The organism is Streptomyces telluris, from assembly GCF_024519335.1.
Classification (GTDB): Bacteria; Actinomycetota; Actinomycetes; order Streptomycetales; family Streptomycetaceae; genus Streptomyces; species Streptomyces telluris.
This window is the reverse complement of record NZ_JANIID010000007.1, coordinates 200,448-214,972: the sequence shown is the minus strand read 5'-3', so window position 1 is coordinate 214,972 and position 14,525 is coordinate 200,448. Positions and strand designations below refer to the sequence as shown.

At 74.1% G+C, this 14,525-nt stretch carries 14 protein-coding genes; 3 read left to right on the top strand and 11 right to left on the bottom strand.

The window, feature by feature from the left end; translation table 11 throughout:
• Window positions 1–31 precede the first annotated feature (31 nt).
• The 11 genes from NQU55_RS11030 to NQU55_RS10985 form a co-directional block, all read right to left on the bottom strand.
• Window positions 32–805: a spherulation-specific family 4 protein gene (locus NQU55_RS11030; protein ID WP_256790410.1), complete on the bottom strand. Its 774-nt coding sequence runs from the start codon at window positions 803–805 to the stop codon at window positions 32–34.
• The gene (locus NQU55_RS11025; protein ID WP_030366193.1) at window positions 802–1,716 is read right to left on the bottom strand and encodes an NAD-dependent epimerase/dehydratase family protein; all 915 of its coding nucleotides are present in this window, start codon (window positions 1,714–1,716) and stop codon (window positions 802–804) included. The genes NQU55_RS11030 and NQU55_RS11025 overlap by 4 nt, the downstream gene beginning before the upstream one ends.
• A 95-nt stretch (window positions 1,717–1,811) precedes the next feature.
• Window positions 1,812–2,903: a hypothetical protein gene (locus NQU55_RS11020; protein ID WP_256790382.1), complete on the bottom strand. Its 1,092-nt coding sequence runs from the start codon at window positions 2,901–2,903 to the stop codon at window positions 1,812–1,814.
• On the bottom strand, window positions 2,900–4,465 hold the full coding sequence (locus tag NQU55_RS11015; RefSeq protein ID WP_308402211.1) for a DUF3492 domain-containing protein: 1,566 nt from the start codon (window positions 4,463–4,465) through the stop codon (window positions 2,900–2,902). Before NQU55_RS11015 ends, NQU55_RS11020 begins: the two co-directional genes overlap by 4 nt.
• Window positions 4,466–4,642: 177 nt before the next feature.
• Window positions 4,643–6,331, bottom strand: a complete 1,689-nt coding sequence (locus tag NQU55_RS11010; RefSeq protein ID WP_256790381.1) for a dipeptide ABC transporter ATP-binding protein — start codon at window positions 6,329–6,331, stop codon at window positions 4,643–4,645.
• Entirely contained in the window at window positions 6,328–7,317 is a 990-nt protein-coding gene (locus tag NQU55_RS11005) for an ABC transporter permease (protein ID WP_168094455.1), read from the bottom strand. Before NQU55_RS11005 ends, NQU55_RS11010 begins: the two co-directional genes overlap by 4 nt.
• A complete protein-coding gene (locus NQU55_RS11000) occupies window positions 7,314–8,327 on the bottom strand; it encodes an ABC transporter permease (protein WP_372504678.1) in 1,014 nt (337 codons plus the stop codon). The genes NQU55_RS11005 and NQU55_RS11000 overlap by 4 nt, the downstream gene beginning before the upstream one ends.
• Window positions 8,324–10,045 (bottom strand): ABC transporter substrate-binding protein, encoded by a 1,722-nt coding sequence (locus tag NQU55_RS10995; protein ID WP_168094456.1) that lies wholly within the window; start codon window positions 10,043–10,045, stop codon window positions 8,324–8,326. Before NQU55_RS10995 ends, NQU55_RS11000 begins: the two co-directional genes overlap by 4 nt.
• 181 nt (window positions 10,046–10,226) lie before the next feature.
• Window positions 10,227–10,319 carry an Ms4533A family Cys-rich leader peptide gene (locus tag NQU55_RS37085; protein WP_311766081.1) on the bottom strand — a complete coding sequence of 31 codons (93 nt, stop codon included), beginning with the start codon at window positions 10,317–10,319 and terminating at the stop codon, window positions 10,227–10,229.
• An 85-nt stretch (window positions 10,320–10,404) separates the two neighbouring features.
• On the bottom strand, window positions 10,405–12,033 hold the full coding sequence (locus NQU55_RS10990; RefSeq protein ID WP_256790378.1) for a DUF3152 domain-containing protein: 1,629 nt from the start codon (window positions 12,031–12,033) through the stop codon (window positions 10,405–10,407).
• Window positions 12,026–13,009 (bottom strand): alpha/beta fold hydrolase, encoded by a 984-nt coding sequence (locus tag NQU55_RS10985; protein WP_168094457.1) that lies wholly within the window; start codon window positions 13,007–13,009, stop codon window positions 12,026–12,028. The genes NQU55_RS10990 and NQU55_RS10985 overlap by 8 nt, the downstream gene beginning before the upstream one ends.
• A gap of 141 nt (window positions 13,010–13,150) precedes the next feature.
• Here NQU55_RS10985 and NQU55_RS10980 point away from each other — a divergent pair, with 141 nt between their 5' ends.
• The 3 genes from NQU55_RS10980 to NQU55_RS10970 all read left to right on the top strand — a co-directional run bounded on the left by NQU55_RS10980 (window position 13,151) and on the right by NQU55_RS10970 (window position 14,482).
• Window positions 13,151–13,381, top strand: coding sequence for a hypothetical protein (locus NQU55_RS10980; RefSeq protein WP_168094458.1), 231 nt, complete (start codon window positions 13,151–13,153; stop codon window positions 13,379–13,381).
• Window positions 13,382–13,555: 174 nt separating this feature from the next.
• Window positions 13,556–14,194 (top strand): TetR family transcriptional regulator, encoded by a 639-nt coding sequence (locus NQU55_RS10975; protein ID WP_168094459.1) that lies wholly within the window; start codon window positions 13,556–13,558, stop codon window positions 14,192–14,194.
• Between the two features lie 60 nt (window positions 14,195–14,254).
• Window positions 14,255–14,482: a DUF3107 domain-containing protein gene (locus tag NQU55_RS10970; protein ID WP_058046123.1), complete on the top strand. Its 228-nt coding sequence runs from the start codon at window positions 14,255–14,257 to the stop codon at window positions 14,480–14,482.
• The last annotated feature ends 43 nt before the right edge of the window (window positions 14,483–14,525 follow it).

Sequence of the window (14,525 nt, the reverse complement as noted above, 5' to 3'; positions counted from 1 at the left end):
TTCTTCCCCTGTAACCCTGCCACGCCCCGTCTCATTCCGAGACACCCGGTCCGATGCGCGAGACGATCTCGTCCCAGTAGCCGGGCATCACCTCCCAGGGGTCCGCTTCGTCCCGGTCCGTCCGATCGGTGAAGTAAATCGTGCCGGCGCCCTGCCAGCGGGCGAGGCGCAGCGCCTCGTCCAGGTGGGCGCGGGGGACGCCGTGCACGAGGTGGCAGAAGCGGGCCGCCGGGAAGTCGGCGGTCCACTCGGCGACCTGCGACCAGCGGTAGGCCGGCCAGGGCCCGTAGAACGTGACGAGCTGGTCGGCGAGGTCCGCGTAGCCCGGTGAGGGATAGGTGCCGTGGACGAGCACGACGTACGCCCGGTCGAGGATCGTCCGCAGGGAGGCGACGGTGCGCCGGGTGCCGGGCAGGGCGGCGGGGTCCGCGGGGGTGGCGTCGAGGGCGAACCCGTCGACCTTGTACCAGTTCAGATAGCGCTGGGCCTCGGAGAGCACCTCGCCGAGGGGGCGCTCGCCGAACCGCAGGTCCAGGTGGCCGAGGACCCGGATGCCCGCCTCGCGCAGCCGGGCGGCGGCGGCGACGCGATACGGGTCCGGGCGGTCGCCTGGGCCTCCGGAGGCCGTCCCGCCCGGGGCGGCCATGGCGCCGCTGCCGAGCACGACCCACTCCACGGGGACGTCGGCGCGCAGGAGTTCGCCCCATTCGGCGGGGGCGAGCAGCGGGTGCGCGAAGCCCGGGACCCCGAAGCGCAGCGGGGCCTCGCGGACGGCGCGGGACCGGCGCTGCCCGGGCGGGCTCAGATGCGACACGCGGCCTCCATCCAGATGTCGGCCAGGGACTCCTCCAGGCCGATGCGGGGGCGCCAGCCGAGCCGGTCGCGGGCGGTGCGGACGTCGGCCTGCTGCCAGCTGCCGCAGCCGTCGGGGTAGGGGTAGGCGGGCGGGGTGCCCAGGTGGGGGTCGTCCAGCTCGTGGAGGGAGCCGCCGTAACCGGCGACGCGGGCGAGCGTCGCCGCGGCCTCGCGCAGCCTGACCGCGCGGCCGGTGCCGATGTTGACGGCGCCCTGGGCGGCGGAGAGGGAGGCGGCGTGCACGGCGCGGGCGACGTCGCGGACGTCGACGAAGTCGCGCTGGACGCCCAGGCCGCTGAGCTTGAGCTCGCTGTCGCCGTTCTGCATGGCGCGGCGCAGGGCGTCGGCGAGCCTGCCGAGCGGGGAGCCTGCGGGGGTGCCGGGGCCGACGGGCGAGAAGACGCGCAGGACGATGGCGTCGAGGCCGGAGCCGAGGACGAGCTCGGTGGCGGCGAGCTTGCTCACCCCGTACGGGCCGCCGGGGCGGGGGACGGCGTCCTCGGCGGTGGACGAGCCGGGCTGGGAGGGCCCGTACTCGGAGGAGCAGCCGAGCTGGACGAGGCGGGCCCCGCAGCCGCTGCGGCGCAGCGATTCGCAGACGGTGGCGACGGCGACGGTGTTGTGGCGGGTGAGGTCGCGGGCGCCGCCGCGGGTGGCGCCCGCGCAGTTGATCACGACGCCGGGGTGGACGGCGTTGAGGAAGCGGGTGAGCGCGCCGGGGCTGCCGGTGGCGAGGTCGAAGCGGACGTCCGCGTCGTCGCCGCGGCCGAGGGCGGTGAGCTGGACGGCGGGGTCGGCGAGCAGCCGGTCGGCCACGTAGCGGCCGAGGTAGCCGTTGGCACCGAGCAACAGAACCCTCATCGGTCGCGCCCTCGCTCTCGCCCGGCGGTGCGGATGGGGTGAACGGTCATCTTGCTTGCTCCTCTGACGGGGGGTGTGCGGTGGGACGGATGCGGTCACCGGGCCCGGACGGGGGCTTCTCCCGGGTCGGCGGGGACGGGGGCGAACGCCCCGCAGCGGTGGGCGGAGGCCCGGGAGAACACGGTCAGGGCGTGGACGAGGAGGGCGAGCGCGGGGACCGCGCAGGCCACGAGGGGTATGGCGGCGGGCCCGTAGGTGCCGGCGGCCCAGGCGACGGCGGGCGCGGCGGCCGGCGGCGCGGCGAACGGCCCCGCCCCCGGCGCTCCCGCGCCCAGCGCCGCCGCGCCGAGGGCGGCCGCCTCCACGGCGCAGGCGGCCAGCACGGCGGCGACGGCGCTCCGCCCGAAGCCGCGGGCGGCGAGCAGCCGGGCCAGGAAGAGCAGGCCGCCGAGCGCGGTGACGGCGGCGAGCTCGCCGGGCGGGACGGCGGGAGCGTCCAGGGCCGCCCGCGCGGACCACAGGAGCGTGGCCAGGGCGGCCGTGAACAGCCCTACGGACGTGAGGAGTACGGGCCAGGCGCGGGCGCGGAACTCGGCGCGGGAGCGGCTGGCCACGAGGGCGTGCCGCACGCGCCCGGTGAACCACCGTGCGCACCACAGGGCGGGGGCGAGTCCGCACGCGAGGGCGACGGCGAGGGGGACGGCGGCGCGCAGGACGCCCGCCAGGGCCGGGCCGCTCGCCTGGCCGGGCGCGCCGCCGGAGACACCGCCGGGCGCAAGGCCGGGGGCGTGGCCGGAGAGCAGCACGGCGAGGGCGGGGCCGCCGAGGAGGGCGTACGCGACGAGCCAGGCGCCGGCGAGCAGTCCGGCGAAGCGCCAGGGGGCGCGCACCGTGCGCCCGAGCGCCCTCGTGCCGCGGGGGGCGCCGGGCGCGGGCCGGGCGTGCTCCTCGCGTTCGGCACGGGCGTAGAGCTCGTCGGAGAGGGAGAAGACGTCGCGGTGCCGGCACTCGGCCGCGGCGCGGTCCGTGAGGCCCCCGTCCTCCAGGACGGCGGCGATCTCCAGGGGGTCCACGGCGCGGGCGCACAGTCCGTGGTGGCGGTGCAGGAGGGCCTTCACCGGGTCGGTGCGGGGGGCGGCTATGCCGGCGGCGGCCGGTGCGCTGCCGTCCCTCAGGGGCGTGGTCATGGGCGCCCCGCCCAGGTCGGTGAGGACTGGCGCGGCGTGAGGTCGATCGGTGCGCGTGCTTCGGCGGCGCGGGAGAAGGGGACGGAGGGGTCGGCGGCGTCCTCGCGGGCGGGGGCGCGGGACATGAGCTCGAGGTAGATGCCGTGGAAGTCCGTCACATGCCTTTCGGTGGTGAAGAGTTCGAGGGCGCGGGCGCGGGCGGCGGCGCCGAGCCTGGCTCTTCGGCCGGGGTCGTGCAGCAGCTCCAGGCAGCCCTCGGCGAGGGCGCCGGGGTCGCGCGGCGGGACGACGAGGCCCGTGCCGCCGATGACTTCGCGGACGGTGGCGCAGTCCGGTGCGACGGTGGCGCGGCCGCAGAGCATGGCCTCGACGAGCGGCAGCGGGAAGGCCTCCGCGCCGCCGGCGAGGACGACGACGGTGCCGGAGGCGTAGGTGTCGGGGGTCGCCTCGGGGGCGTAGGAGACGCCGAAGGCGGGCTGGACGCCGGGCAGCGGGGGCGCGGCGATCCGCAGCTGCGCCTCGGGCTCGGTCCGGCGCAGGGCCGCGAGGGCCTCCCACAGGAAGGGGTCGGCGTTGCCGCCGGCCCACAGGACGGTCCGGCCGTCGTCCGTGCCGTCGCCGCCGGACTCGGCCCGCTCCCCCACGCCCTCGTAGGGAGCGGGGTCGAGGCCGGGGTGCACGGTGCGCAGCCGGGCGGGGTCGGCGCCGCAGCGCTCCTGCCAGCGGCGCACCTGGGCGTCGCCGGAGGTGATGATGTCGGCGCCGGCGTAGATCTCGGCGGTCAGCTGCCGGTGGAAGGCGGACAGCAGGGTGCGGACGGGCAGGGAGAGGCCGGCGGCGCTGGCGGCGCTGTTGAGGTAGTAGGCGCGCAGGCGGACCTCGTACTCGGTGACGAGGAAGGGGGTGCCGAAGAAGCGTTTGGCCAGCAGTCCCGGGAGGGCGGCCGGGCCGGCGGTGGTGGCGTGGCACAGATCGACGCCGGTGAGCCCGCGATCGGTGCCGGTGCCGTACCAGTCGAGGGACAGGGGGCGCAGTGCGCGCTCCAGGAGGGCGGTGACGGCGAGGAGGTCGGCGACGCGGATGCCGTAGGCCGCGGGGTGGGACCCGGGGGTGCGGCAGGCGGTCTCCAGGATGCGCAGGGCCTGTTCGGAGCGGAGGGCCGAGCCGAGGCCGCCGGCGTCGCGGGCGAGGTCGGCGAGGCCGTGCAGGGCGTCGGCGAAACGGTACGCCTGGTCTCTGCGGTCGTCGGGTCCGGGCTCGACGGTGGCGGTCAGCGACTCGGCCAGCCCCGCGAAATAGGCGCCGAAGCGGCGGCGTTCCCGGCGGCCGTACGAGCGGTGCGCGCGCCCCACGGCCCCGGCCGGATCCCCCCACAGGGGAGCCGTCCGCACGCGCCGGACGTGCTCCGGCAGATCGCACCAGCCGCCCGCGTCCTGCCGGGCGCGCCGGCTCAGGGCGCAGATCTCGAAGTCGTGCCCGGGCAGCCCCCGCACGAGGCGGTCGCACCACTGGCCGCCCTCACCCGAGGCATACGGATACCCACCCTCCGTAAGGAGTCCCACGCGCACGCACGCACCCCCGTCTGTCCCTTGTGGTCGCCCTCTTGCGGCCCGTGACCGCCGGACCGCAGCGGAAGCACGCTATGCGGGCTCGCCCGTGGCGCGACGGACGGTTGTCCGTCGCGCCACCGGAAGGGGTGAACAGAGGTGACTTTCCAGGAGATGAGACGTTGCCTCGCGCTATGCGGCGGCTTCGGCCCCTTCGAGTCGCGGAACCGCCGCGAGCAGGCCCTTGGTGTAGGCGTGCCGGGGCTGCTCGTAGACGGTGTCGGCCGCGCCCTCCTCGACGATCCGGCCCCCGCGCATCACGACGAGCCGGTCGCTGACCTGCCGGACGACCGCGAGGTCGTGGGCGATGAAGACGAGCGCGAGGCCGAGGTCGCGCTGCAACTCGCCGAGCAGCCGCACGACCTGCGCCTGGGTGGTGACGTCGAGCGCGGAGACGGGCTCGTCGCAGACGATCAGCTTCGGCTCGGGCGCGAGGGCCCGCGCGATGCCGACGCGCTGCCGCTGGCCGCCGCTGAACTCGTGCGGATAGCGGTGGTAGGCGCCGGGGTCGAGCCCCACGCGCTCCAGCAGCTCCCGCACGCGCGCGACGATCGCGGCCTCGTCGAGCTTGCCGGCGGCGCGCAGCGGGTCGGCGATCGACTCGCCGATGCTGCGCCGGGGGTTGAGCGAGGAGACGGGGTCCTGGAAGACCATCTGCAGCTCGCTGCGGAAGGCGCGCAGTTCGCGCTCCTTCAGGCCGCCGATGTCGCGTCCCCGGTAGCGCAGTTCGCCGCCGGTGGGGGCGAGGAGCCGGACGAGCATGCGGCCGAGGGTCGTCTTGCCGCTGCCGGACTCCCCCACGACGCCGACGGTCTCGCCGGGCCGTACGGTCAGCGAGACGTCGTCGACGGCGGTGACGGCGTCCTTGCCGCGGCCGAACCGCCGGGTGAGGCCGGTGGCTTCGAGCAGCGGCGCCTCGTCGGCGCCCGCGGCCCGCGCGCCCGCGCCCGGGCGGCGGACGTTCACGCGCGGTACGGCCGCGAGGAGGTCGCGGGTGTACGTCTCGCCCGGTGCGTCGAGCAGGGTGCGGACGGGGCCGCTCTCGACGGCGCGGCCGTCCTTCATCACGAGCAGCTCGTCGACGCTGCCGGCCGCCACGCCCAGGTCGTGGGTGACCAGGACGAGGCCCATGCCGGTCTCGGCGCGCAGGTCGCGCAGGAGGTCGAGGATCTGGGCCTGGACGGTGACGTCGAGGGCGGTGGTGGGCTCGTCGGCGACCAGCAGGCGCGGCTCGCAGGCCAGGGCCATGGCGATGAGGGCGCGCTGGCGCATGCCGCCGCTGAACTCGTGCGGGCGGGAGCGGGCGCGGCGGGCCGCGTCCGGGATGCCCACGCGGTCCAGCACCTCGGCGGCACGCGCGCGTGCCGCGCGGCGCGAGGCGTCGCGGCGGTGGACGCGGTAGACCTCGGCGATCTGGTCGCCGATGGACTGGTAGGGGTCGAGGGAGGAGAGCGGGTCCTGGAAGACCATGGCGGCGACGCCGCCGCGGAGCCGCCGCAGGGCGGCGTCGCCGGCGGCCTGGACGTCGTGGCCGGCGACGGTCACCGCGCCGGTGACCTCGGCGCCGGTGTCCCGGTGCAGCCCCAGCAGCGCGTAGGCGGCCGTGGACTTGCCCGATCCGGACTCGCCGACGATGCCGAGGGACCCGCCCTTCGGGAGGGTGAACGACAGGTCGTCGACGGCCCGTACGAGGCCGCCTCCGGCCCGGCCGCCGGGCCCCGCCGGGAAGGTGACGGAGAGCCCGGAGACGGTCACCAGGGGGCCGTCCGCGGCCGCGGCTCCGGGCGCCGGCGCGCCGGTCGTGCGGGTTTCGGACGTCATCGCAGGGCCACCCTTCGGTCCGCGACGGCGTAGAGCACGTCCGCCACGATGTTGGCGATGACGACGGCGGTGCCGGTGACCATCACGACGGCGACGACCACGGGCAAGTCGAGGCTCTTGGTGGCGTGCACCAGCAGCTGCCCGATGCCGGGCAGGCCGAACATCATCTCGGTGAGTACCGCGTTGCCGAACATGGACCCGAAGTCGGCCGCCGTCAGCGCGATGACGGGCGCGACGGCGCCGCGCAGGGCGTGGCGCGTGACGAGGGAGCGCTCGGCGACCCCGTAGGCGCGGAAGGTGCGGATGTGGTCCTCGGCCAGGGTCTCCAGCACGGAACTGCGGGTGAGCCGGGCGTACTTCGCCGACTCCAGGAGGCCGAGCGCGGCCCACGGCAGCAGCATGTTCCAGGCCCACTGCTCCGGGTCGTCGGTGAGGGGCACGTAGGACGGGAAGGGCAGCCAGGCCAGGTAGGCGCAGAAGAGCATCAGCAGGCCGAGGCCGCTGATGAAGACCGGCGTGGCCGTTCCGGCGAGGGTGAGCCAGGTCAGCGCCCGCTCGGTGATCCCTCCGCGGCGCAGCGCGGACAGCAGGCCGGTGCCGGTGCCCAGCAGCAGCCAGACGGCCATGGCGCCGACCGCCAGCGAGGCGGTGGCGGGCAGCCGCTCGATCAGCATGTCGGTGACCTGCTGGTTGTTCTGGTACGACAAACCGAAGCAGGGGGCGTCGCAGTGCAGCACCGCGGTGCCGGTGGAGTAGTCGTGCCCGGCGACGATGCCCTGCAGGAAGTGCCAGTACTGGACGTACACCGGGTCGCCGAGGGAGAGCTGCTCGCGGACCTGGGCGATCTGCTCGGGGTTGCAGCGCGGGCCGCAGGCCAGGCGGGCGGGGTCGCCGGGTGCGATGTAGAAGGTCGCGTAGACGACGGCGGAGAGCACGAGGAGGACGACGAGCGCGCCGGCGGCGCGCCGCAGGACGTATCCGGTCACGCCGCACCTCCCGCGCTGCTCGTGCGCGCCTTGCGCCGGCTCCGGCCGACGCGGAGCCGTGAGGCCTCGCGCGGGTCGAGCGCCGTGCGCACCCCGTCGCCGAGGACGGTGAAGGCGAGCGTGGTGACGAAGAGCATGAGCGCCGGCAGCAGCACGTACATGGGGTCGGCCCGGAACCAGGTGGTGGCCGAGGACAGCATGTGGCCCCAGGAGGGGGTAGGCGGCTTCACGCCGACTCCGAGGAAGGACATGCTCGCTTCCAGCACGATGTTGGTGGGCAGCAGGACGGCCGCGTAGGTGATCACGGGGGCGGCGAGCGAGGGCAGCAGCTCGCGCCGGGCGACCCGCCAGGTGGAGCCTCCGGTCAGCCGGGCGGCCGAGACGAAGTCGAGCTTCATCAGGCCCAGGGTCTGGGCGCGCACGAGGCGGGCCATCCCGCCCCACGCCAGCAGCCCGATGGCGATGACGAGCAGCACGGGGCGCGGGAAGTCCGCGGGGACGACGGCCATCAGGGCGATGGCGAAGACCAGCATCGGCATGGCGACCATGACGTCGGTGAGGTGGCTGAGCGCGCTGTCGACGAAACGGTTGCCCAGGGCCGCGGCCATGCCCACGCCGACGCCGATCAGCACCTGGACGAGGGTGGCGCCGAGGGCGACGAGCAGCGAGACGCGGGCGCCGTAGACGAGGCGCACGAACAGGTCGCGGCCGGTGCCCGGTTCGACGCCCAGCCAGTGCTCGGCGCTGATGCCACCGAAGTCGCCGAACGGCACGCCGCCGCGCGCGGAGTCGACCAGGGTGTCGTGGTACGTGTTCGGGTCCTGGCCCTCCAGCGCGGCCAGCAGGGGCGCGGCGACGGCGAGGAGGACGAGCAGGCCCAGCACGGCGGCGGCCGCCAGCGCGGACTTGCGCGCCGCCAGCCGCCGCAGGACCTGCCGGGCGCCGGAGGCGGGAGCGGCTCCCGCCTCCGGTTCCTTCGGTTCCCTCGTGATGAGCGGATCGGTGGTCACTTGACCGCGACCTGCGAGACGTCGAGGACACCGGTCCAGTCGCTGATGACGACGTTCTTGACGTCCTTGCCGTAGAGGCGCTTGTAGACCGGGTGGAAGAGCGGCACGGTCAGGGCCTGCTCACCGATCTTCTTGTCGAGGGCGCCCCAGCGCCGGGCGGCGGCGTCGTGGTCCGTGATCTTGTTGATCTCGTCGATCTCCTCGTTGACCTTGGAGTCGTCGAGGCGGGAGGCGTTGAAGTTGTAGCCGTCCTTGACGATCTGGCGGCCGTCGAAGATCGGGGCGAGGAAGGGGCCGCCGGAGGGCCAGTCGGCACCCCAGTGGGCGAGGAAGAGCGCCGGCTGCTTGTCGACGCTGTGGACCTTCTCCTCGTAGTCGTTGTCCTCCAGGCCCTCCAGCTTGACCGTGATGCCGGCCTCCTTCAGGGCCGCCTGGACCGCGGTCGCGATCTCGGGGCTGGTCTCGGAGTTCTGGGCGGTGGAGTGGGTGAGCGTGATCTCCAGGCCGTTCTCGTGACCGGCCTCCTTCAGCAGCTCCTTGGCCTTGGCCGCGTTGCCCTTGTCGCCCGCCGGGAAGTGGTCGTGGGGGGTGTACCCGAAGGACTTCTGGTTGGGCAGGAACGTCGTCGCGGGCTCGGCGAGCGAGGAGCCGCCGGCGGCGTTGACGACGCTGGTGCGGTTGATCGCGTAGGCGACGGCCTGGCGGACCTTCGGGTCGTCGAAGGGCTTGGCCGCCGGGTTGAACGCCAGGTAGTTGGTGTAGCCGAAGTGGCCGGTGCCGACCCGGCCGGCGAGCTTCTTGTCGCCGGTGACCTGGGCGAGCTCGGCCGGGCCGAGGTTGGTGTCGGTGGTCACCGCGGCGGCGTCGGCACCCGAGCCGGTCGACAGCCGCTGGTTGATGACGGCCGGGGACAGACCGGACTTGACCTCGATCCGGTCGGGGTAGGCGTGCCGCTCCTTGTCGGTCTCCTCCGACCAGTGCGTGTTGCGCTCCAGCGTCATCTGCTCGCCGTCGCCCGCGTTCTTGACGACCTTGTACGGGCCCGAGGAGACCGGGTGCTCGGCGTACTTGGCGCCGGTGTCCTTGGCCTTGGGCACGGGGGCGAACTGGGTGGAGGTGGCGAAGTAGGGGAAGTCGCCCTCGGACTTCTTCAGCTTGAAGACGATGGTCTTCGCGTCGGGCGTCTCGATGGAGTCGAGGCCCTTCTTCTCCTTGTAGGGACCCTGGTAGGTGTCGCCGCCGATGAGCCAGTCGCGCAAGTACGGGGCGCCGCCGGAGAGTTCGGCGGCGAAGGAGCGCTCGACGCCGTACTTGATGTCGGCGGAGGTGATGGGCGAGCCGTCCTCGAACTTCAGGCCGTCCTTCAGCTTGTACGTCCAGGTCCTGGCGTCGTCGCTGGGGGTGCCGGTGTCCGTGGCGAGGTCGGGGACGACCTTGGTGCCCTCGGCGCCGTTCTCACGGTTGCGGGTGGTGAGGGTGCGGTAGACGAGCGAGGGGACGTTGCCGCCGCCGGAGGTGTACAGGCGGGCCGGGTCGAACTGCTTCTGCGGCGCCCTGTTGAGCACCGTGAGCGTGCCGCCCTTCTCGGGCGCGCCGTCGGCGCCGCCGCCCTTGGCGCCGCCGCTCTCCTCCGGGCCGCACGCTGCCGCGCCCCCGATCAGGACCACACTGACGGCGGCGGCCGCCACACGGCGGGATATCGCGGGAAGTTGACGCATGACGAAGGAGGCCTTTCGCGGAAGCGGGAAGAGCGAGGGGGTGAGCTGCTGAGCCGGAAGCACCCACGGAAGGCGGTGGAAGGGGGCGCGAAGGCGCCGGACCGCCCCCCGGCGGACGCGACGCTGCATGCGGAAACGCGGAAGTGCAGACGCGGGAAGTGCTCGGGGGAAGAGTGCGGTCTCAGCGACAGTGAATGTCGGCGACGCTGTGCGCGGCCACGCCGATCAGCGCCAGCTCGAAGCCGGCGGTCTCGGGGGCGTGGTGGTGCGACATGCGCAGAACACTGGACGAATTTTCGCCCCCTGTCCAAGGTGTCTCATATCCGGAGATGAATCATCCCGGAATATGAGACATTGGATCAAGGGTGGGGCCAGGGGTTCGGCTTGCAGGTGACGCCGTCCGACGTGAGGAACTTGGTCTGCTGCATCATCACCGGGGCGAGCGCACCCTCCTTGGAGCACGACTCGTGGTCGCGCCCGAGGCGGTGGCCGACCTCGTGGTTGATGAGCATCTGCCGGTAGGCGTGCATCTTGTCGCCATACGTCGCCGCGCCCTGCGCCCACCGGTAGGCGTTGATCATGACGCGGTCGGTGGCGGCGGAGTCGCAGGAGACGTTGTCCTGCGTGGTGTCGAGCCCCGACTTGGCGCACCAATCGGCCGTGGTGCCCGGGCTGGCCAGGGTGATGACGAAGTCGGCGTCGCCGGAGGAGACCCGCTCGAAGGTGCGGGTGCCGCCGTGGCCCCAGCTGCGCTCGTCGTTGAGCGTGCGGTGCACGGCGGTGGCGAAGAGCTCGCCGTCGAGCGGCAGGCCCTTCTCCACGTCGACGCGGTAGCGCACCACGTCGCCCCGGCCGGGAGCCGGGTCGTGGCCGGCGACGGTGTCGAAGGAGCCGCTGCCCTTGGCCTTCGCGTCCAGGGGGTACTTGCGGTCCATCTTCTGCTCGTACGTGACCGGCGCGGCGACGCCGCCGTTGGGCGTCGGGCGGCTGTCGGAGCGGGAGGCGGCGTCCGGGCTCTGCCGCTCGACGTCCGCCGGGCGGGCCTGCGCCTGGGTTTCCGTGCCGTCCTCGACCTGTCCGGCGACGACGACGGCGAGCACGGCCGTCACGACGGCCGCGGCCACGCCGGTGGCCGTGCGCGCCACGGCTCCGCCGGGCTTCGCCGGGGAGGCGCCGCGGGAGCCGCCGGAGCGGGGGCGGGCGCCGGCGGGGCGGGGCGCCGGCACGCGCGCGGGGGCCGCGGCGGGACCGCCGGAGGCGGCTGCGGCGGCGGGCACGCGCGCGGAGCGGTCGCCGGATTCGCTCCCGGCGGCGGGTGCGGGCACGCGCGCGTGGACGTCGGTCGGCGCACCGTCGCCCGGCGCGGGGGCGGAGGCGGAGGCAGGCGCGCCTCCCAGCCAGTACGGGGAGTACGCCCGGTCCACGAAGGCGGCGTGCTCCGCGGCATCCGCGACGGCCGCGGGCCCGGCGGCATCCCGGCCGTAGGCCGTGCCGTAGGGCGCGTCATAGGACGTGGTCGTGTCATAGGACGTGGTCGTGTCATACGACGCAGGCGCGCCGTAAGGCACGTCGCGGCCCGCCTCGTAGGAGGAGGCGTAAGAGGAGTCGTAGGGGGCGTCGAACGAGGCGTCGTAGGCCGCCGCGTCCTGGCCCGTTCCGTATCCGCCGAGGTATCCGGCCAGCCGCGCGTCGTAGCCGGGCACGCTCCCCGGCCCGTACGCCCCCGCGTCCGTCGCAGGGGTGCGCTGCACTCCGATGACGCCCCAGCCGACGCCGACCTCCTGGCGCTGCCCCGGGAACCCCTCGGGGCCCGCCGGGTCCACCGGGCCCGCGGGTCTGACGGGGTCGTGGAGCGGGTCGCCCTCGCTCTCCCCCGGGGCGGCCGCGGGCTCGTGGCCGGCCGCTCCCGGGCCGCCGCCGGCACCGGGTGCGGTGGGCGCGGCGGGCCGGGAGACGGCACGGGGGGCGCGTGCGCTGTGTTTACCCACGAGGCGAGGCGCTCCGATCGGCAGTGGCGTGGTCCGCGAGGAGGTCGCGGAAGGCACGAGCCACCGCGTCCGGGTCCTCCATCATGGCGACATGTCCTGATTCCACCAGTGTCAGCAGCCGCGAGTCGCGGAAAGTCCTGCTGGCACGGCGGGCCATCCGGATGGAGACGAGCTGGTCGCGCATTCCGTAGACCAGAAGAGTAGGGGCAAGGACGCGCTCCGCCTGCCGCCACAGCGAATGCTGGCCCCCAAGGGTGTATGCGTCGACCACTCCGCGTGCGGAGCGGGCCATGACGTCCCAGAAGTAGGGGAGCTCCAGCCGCCGCTCGTACTCGGCGGCGGCGAGGGCGAAGCCCTCGGATGTCACTCGTCCGGGGTCTCCGTAACAGAGCGCGAGGACGTCACGCGTACGCCGCTCGGGTGTCCACTCCTTCGTCATCCGGGCGAAGAGGGGGGCCACGCCGGGCACCGCGAGCAGCGCCGTGGGCACCGCCGTGCGCTGCGGGCGCAGCTCGGGCAGCGCGGGCGAGATGAGGGTGAGCGTGCGGACGAGGTCCGGGCGGACGGCGGCGACGCGCGTCGCTATGGCGCCGCCCATGGAGTTGCCGACGAGGTGCACGGGGCCGCGGGCGCTGGCGTCGAGGTAGCGGATGACCACGCGGGCGAAGCCGGTGATCGAGTAGTCGCCGTCGTCCGGGGGCGGGGAGTCGCCGAAGCCGGGCAGGTCGAGCGCCTCGCAGGCGGTGTCGCCGGCGAGCAGCTCCATGAGCGCGGACCAGTTCTGCGAGGAGCCGCCGAGGCCGTGGATGCAGAGCGCGGGCGGCAGCCCCTCGGTGCGCGGCGGGCGGGAGCGCACGGCCAGCGTGACGCCGGGCAGCGTCACCGTGCGGACCTCCTCGCCCTCGCTGACGCGCGAGGGCCGACCGGGAGGCACCACGGGAACGGTGCGGGCATCCGGTGACTCGGTCGAAGACATGCGGGCAATGTTACGAGACGATCACGCCGGGCCCGTTGTGGCGGGCGTCACAGATCACCTGGCGGCACGGGGCCTTGTCTCCTAGGCTCGACCGCAAGGAGTACGAGGGCGCACATCCCGGATACCGGAAAGAGGTTCCGCATGCCTGTCGACCCGAGCGACCCCGAGACGTTCGAAGACTTCGACGAGGAGGACGCCGACGTGACGGAGTTCGACGCCGAGACCCCGGAAGCCGACGCCGCGGAGCAGCACGCCGACCTCGCCCAGCACCGCGACGACCCGCTCGCCCTCCTGGACCCCGCCGCGGCCAACGTGGCCGACGCCGCCGAGCAGGCGCGTGTCGTGGACCTGGACGAGGACGACTACCGCTGACCGGGGATGACCGCGGGGGCATGGGCTGACCTGCGCCAATTGTCAGGATTTTGTCAACTTCCCACAGCGTCCGGTCCGTGAAATTCTCCGCTCCGACCACGCACGCCCGGGTTACCCAAAAGTACGATGGCGGACGCGGTGCACACCGCGCAGTGAACGATCATGGGAGGCGGCGTGACAGCCATCGAGCAGACCGAGGCGCGGCCGCGGGGCACGCGCCTGCCGCGCCGAGCCCGACGCAACCAGCTGCTGGGCGCGGCCCAGGAAGTCTTCGTCGCACAGGGGTACCACGCGGCGGCGATGGACGACATCGCCGAGCGGGCCGGGGTCAGCAAGCCGGTCCTCTACCAGCACTTCCCCGGCAAGCTCGACCTCTACCTGGCCCTGCTGGACCAGCACTGCGAGAACCTGCTGCACGCGGTGCGCACCGCGCTGGCCTCCACGTCGGACAACAAGCTGCGCGTCGCGGCCACCATGGACGCCTACTTCGCCTACGTGGAGGACGAGGGCGGCGCCTTCCGCCTGGTCTTCGAGTCCGACCTGACCAACGAGCCGGCCGTGCGCGAGCGCGTCGACAAGGTCTCGCTGCAGTGCGCCGAGGCGATCAGCGACGTCATCGCCGAGGACACGGGCCTGTCGAAGGACGAGGCGATGCTGCTGGCCGTGGGCCTCGGCGGCGTCTCCCAGGTGGTCGCGCGCTACTGGCTCTCCAGCGAGAGCACGGTGCCCCGCGCGACCGCCGTCCAGCTGCTGACCTCGCTCGCGTGGCGCGGCATCGCGGGCTTCCCGAAGAACGCCCCCGAGCAGGGCTGACCCGGCGCCCGACCGGCTAATGTGTGGACGAATACCCACACCTTCGGAGGGACATAAGCCGTGGAGGTCAAGATCGGCGTGCAGCACGCGCCGCGCGAGATCGTCATCGAGAGCACGCAGAGTGCCGAGGAGGTCGAGCGGGCGATCTCCGACGCGCTGGCCGGCAAGGCACCGCTGCTCAGCCTGGAGGACAGCCGCGGCCGCAAGGTCCTGGTCCCGTCCGAGCGCCTGGCCTACGTCGAGATCGGCGAGCCCGCGACCCGCAAGGTCGGTTTCGGCGCGCTCTGAGCCCGCGCTTCGGAGGCCGCAGAGGCTTCGCACGGCGGGGCCC

Excerpts from the sequence above, each read along its gene's own strand:
- NQU55_RS10995 (WP_168094456.1), bottom strand. The coding sequence starts at position 10,045 with ATGCGTCAACTTCCCGCGATATCCCGCCGTGTGGCGGCCGCCGCCGTC.
- NQU55_RS11010 (WP_256790381.1), bottom strand. The coding sequence starts at position 6,331 with ATGACGTCCGAAACCCGCACGACCGGCGCGCCGGCGCCCGGAGCCGCG.
- NQU55_RS37085 (WP_311766081.1), bottom strand. The coding sequence starts at position 10,319 with ATGTCGCACCACCACGCCCCCGAGACCGCCGGCTTCGAGCTGGCGCTG.
- NQU55_RS10980 (WP_168094458.1), top strand. The coding sequence starts at position 13,151 with ATGCCTGTCGACCCGAGCGACCCCGAGACGTTCGAAGACTTCGACGAG.
- NQU55_RS11025 (WP_030366193.1), bottom strand. The coding sequence starts at position 1,716 with ATGAGGGTTCTGTTGCTCGGTGCCAACGGCTACCTCGGCCGCTACGTG.
- NQU55_RS10985 (WP_168094457.1), bottom strand. The coding sequence starts at position 13,009 with ATGTCTTCGACCGAGTCACCGGATGCCCGCACCGTTCCCGTGGTGCCT.
- NQU55_RS11020 (WP_256790382.1), bottom strand. The coding sequence starts at position 2,903 with ATGACCACGCCCCTGAGGGACGGCAGCGCACCGGCCGCCGCCGGCATA.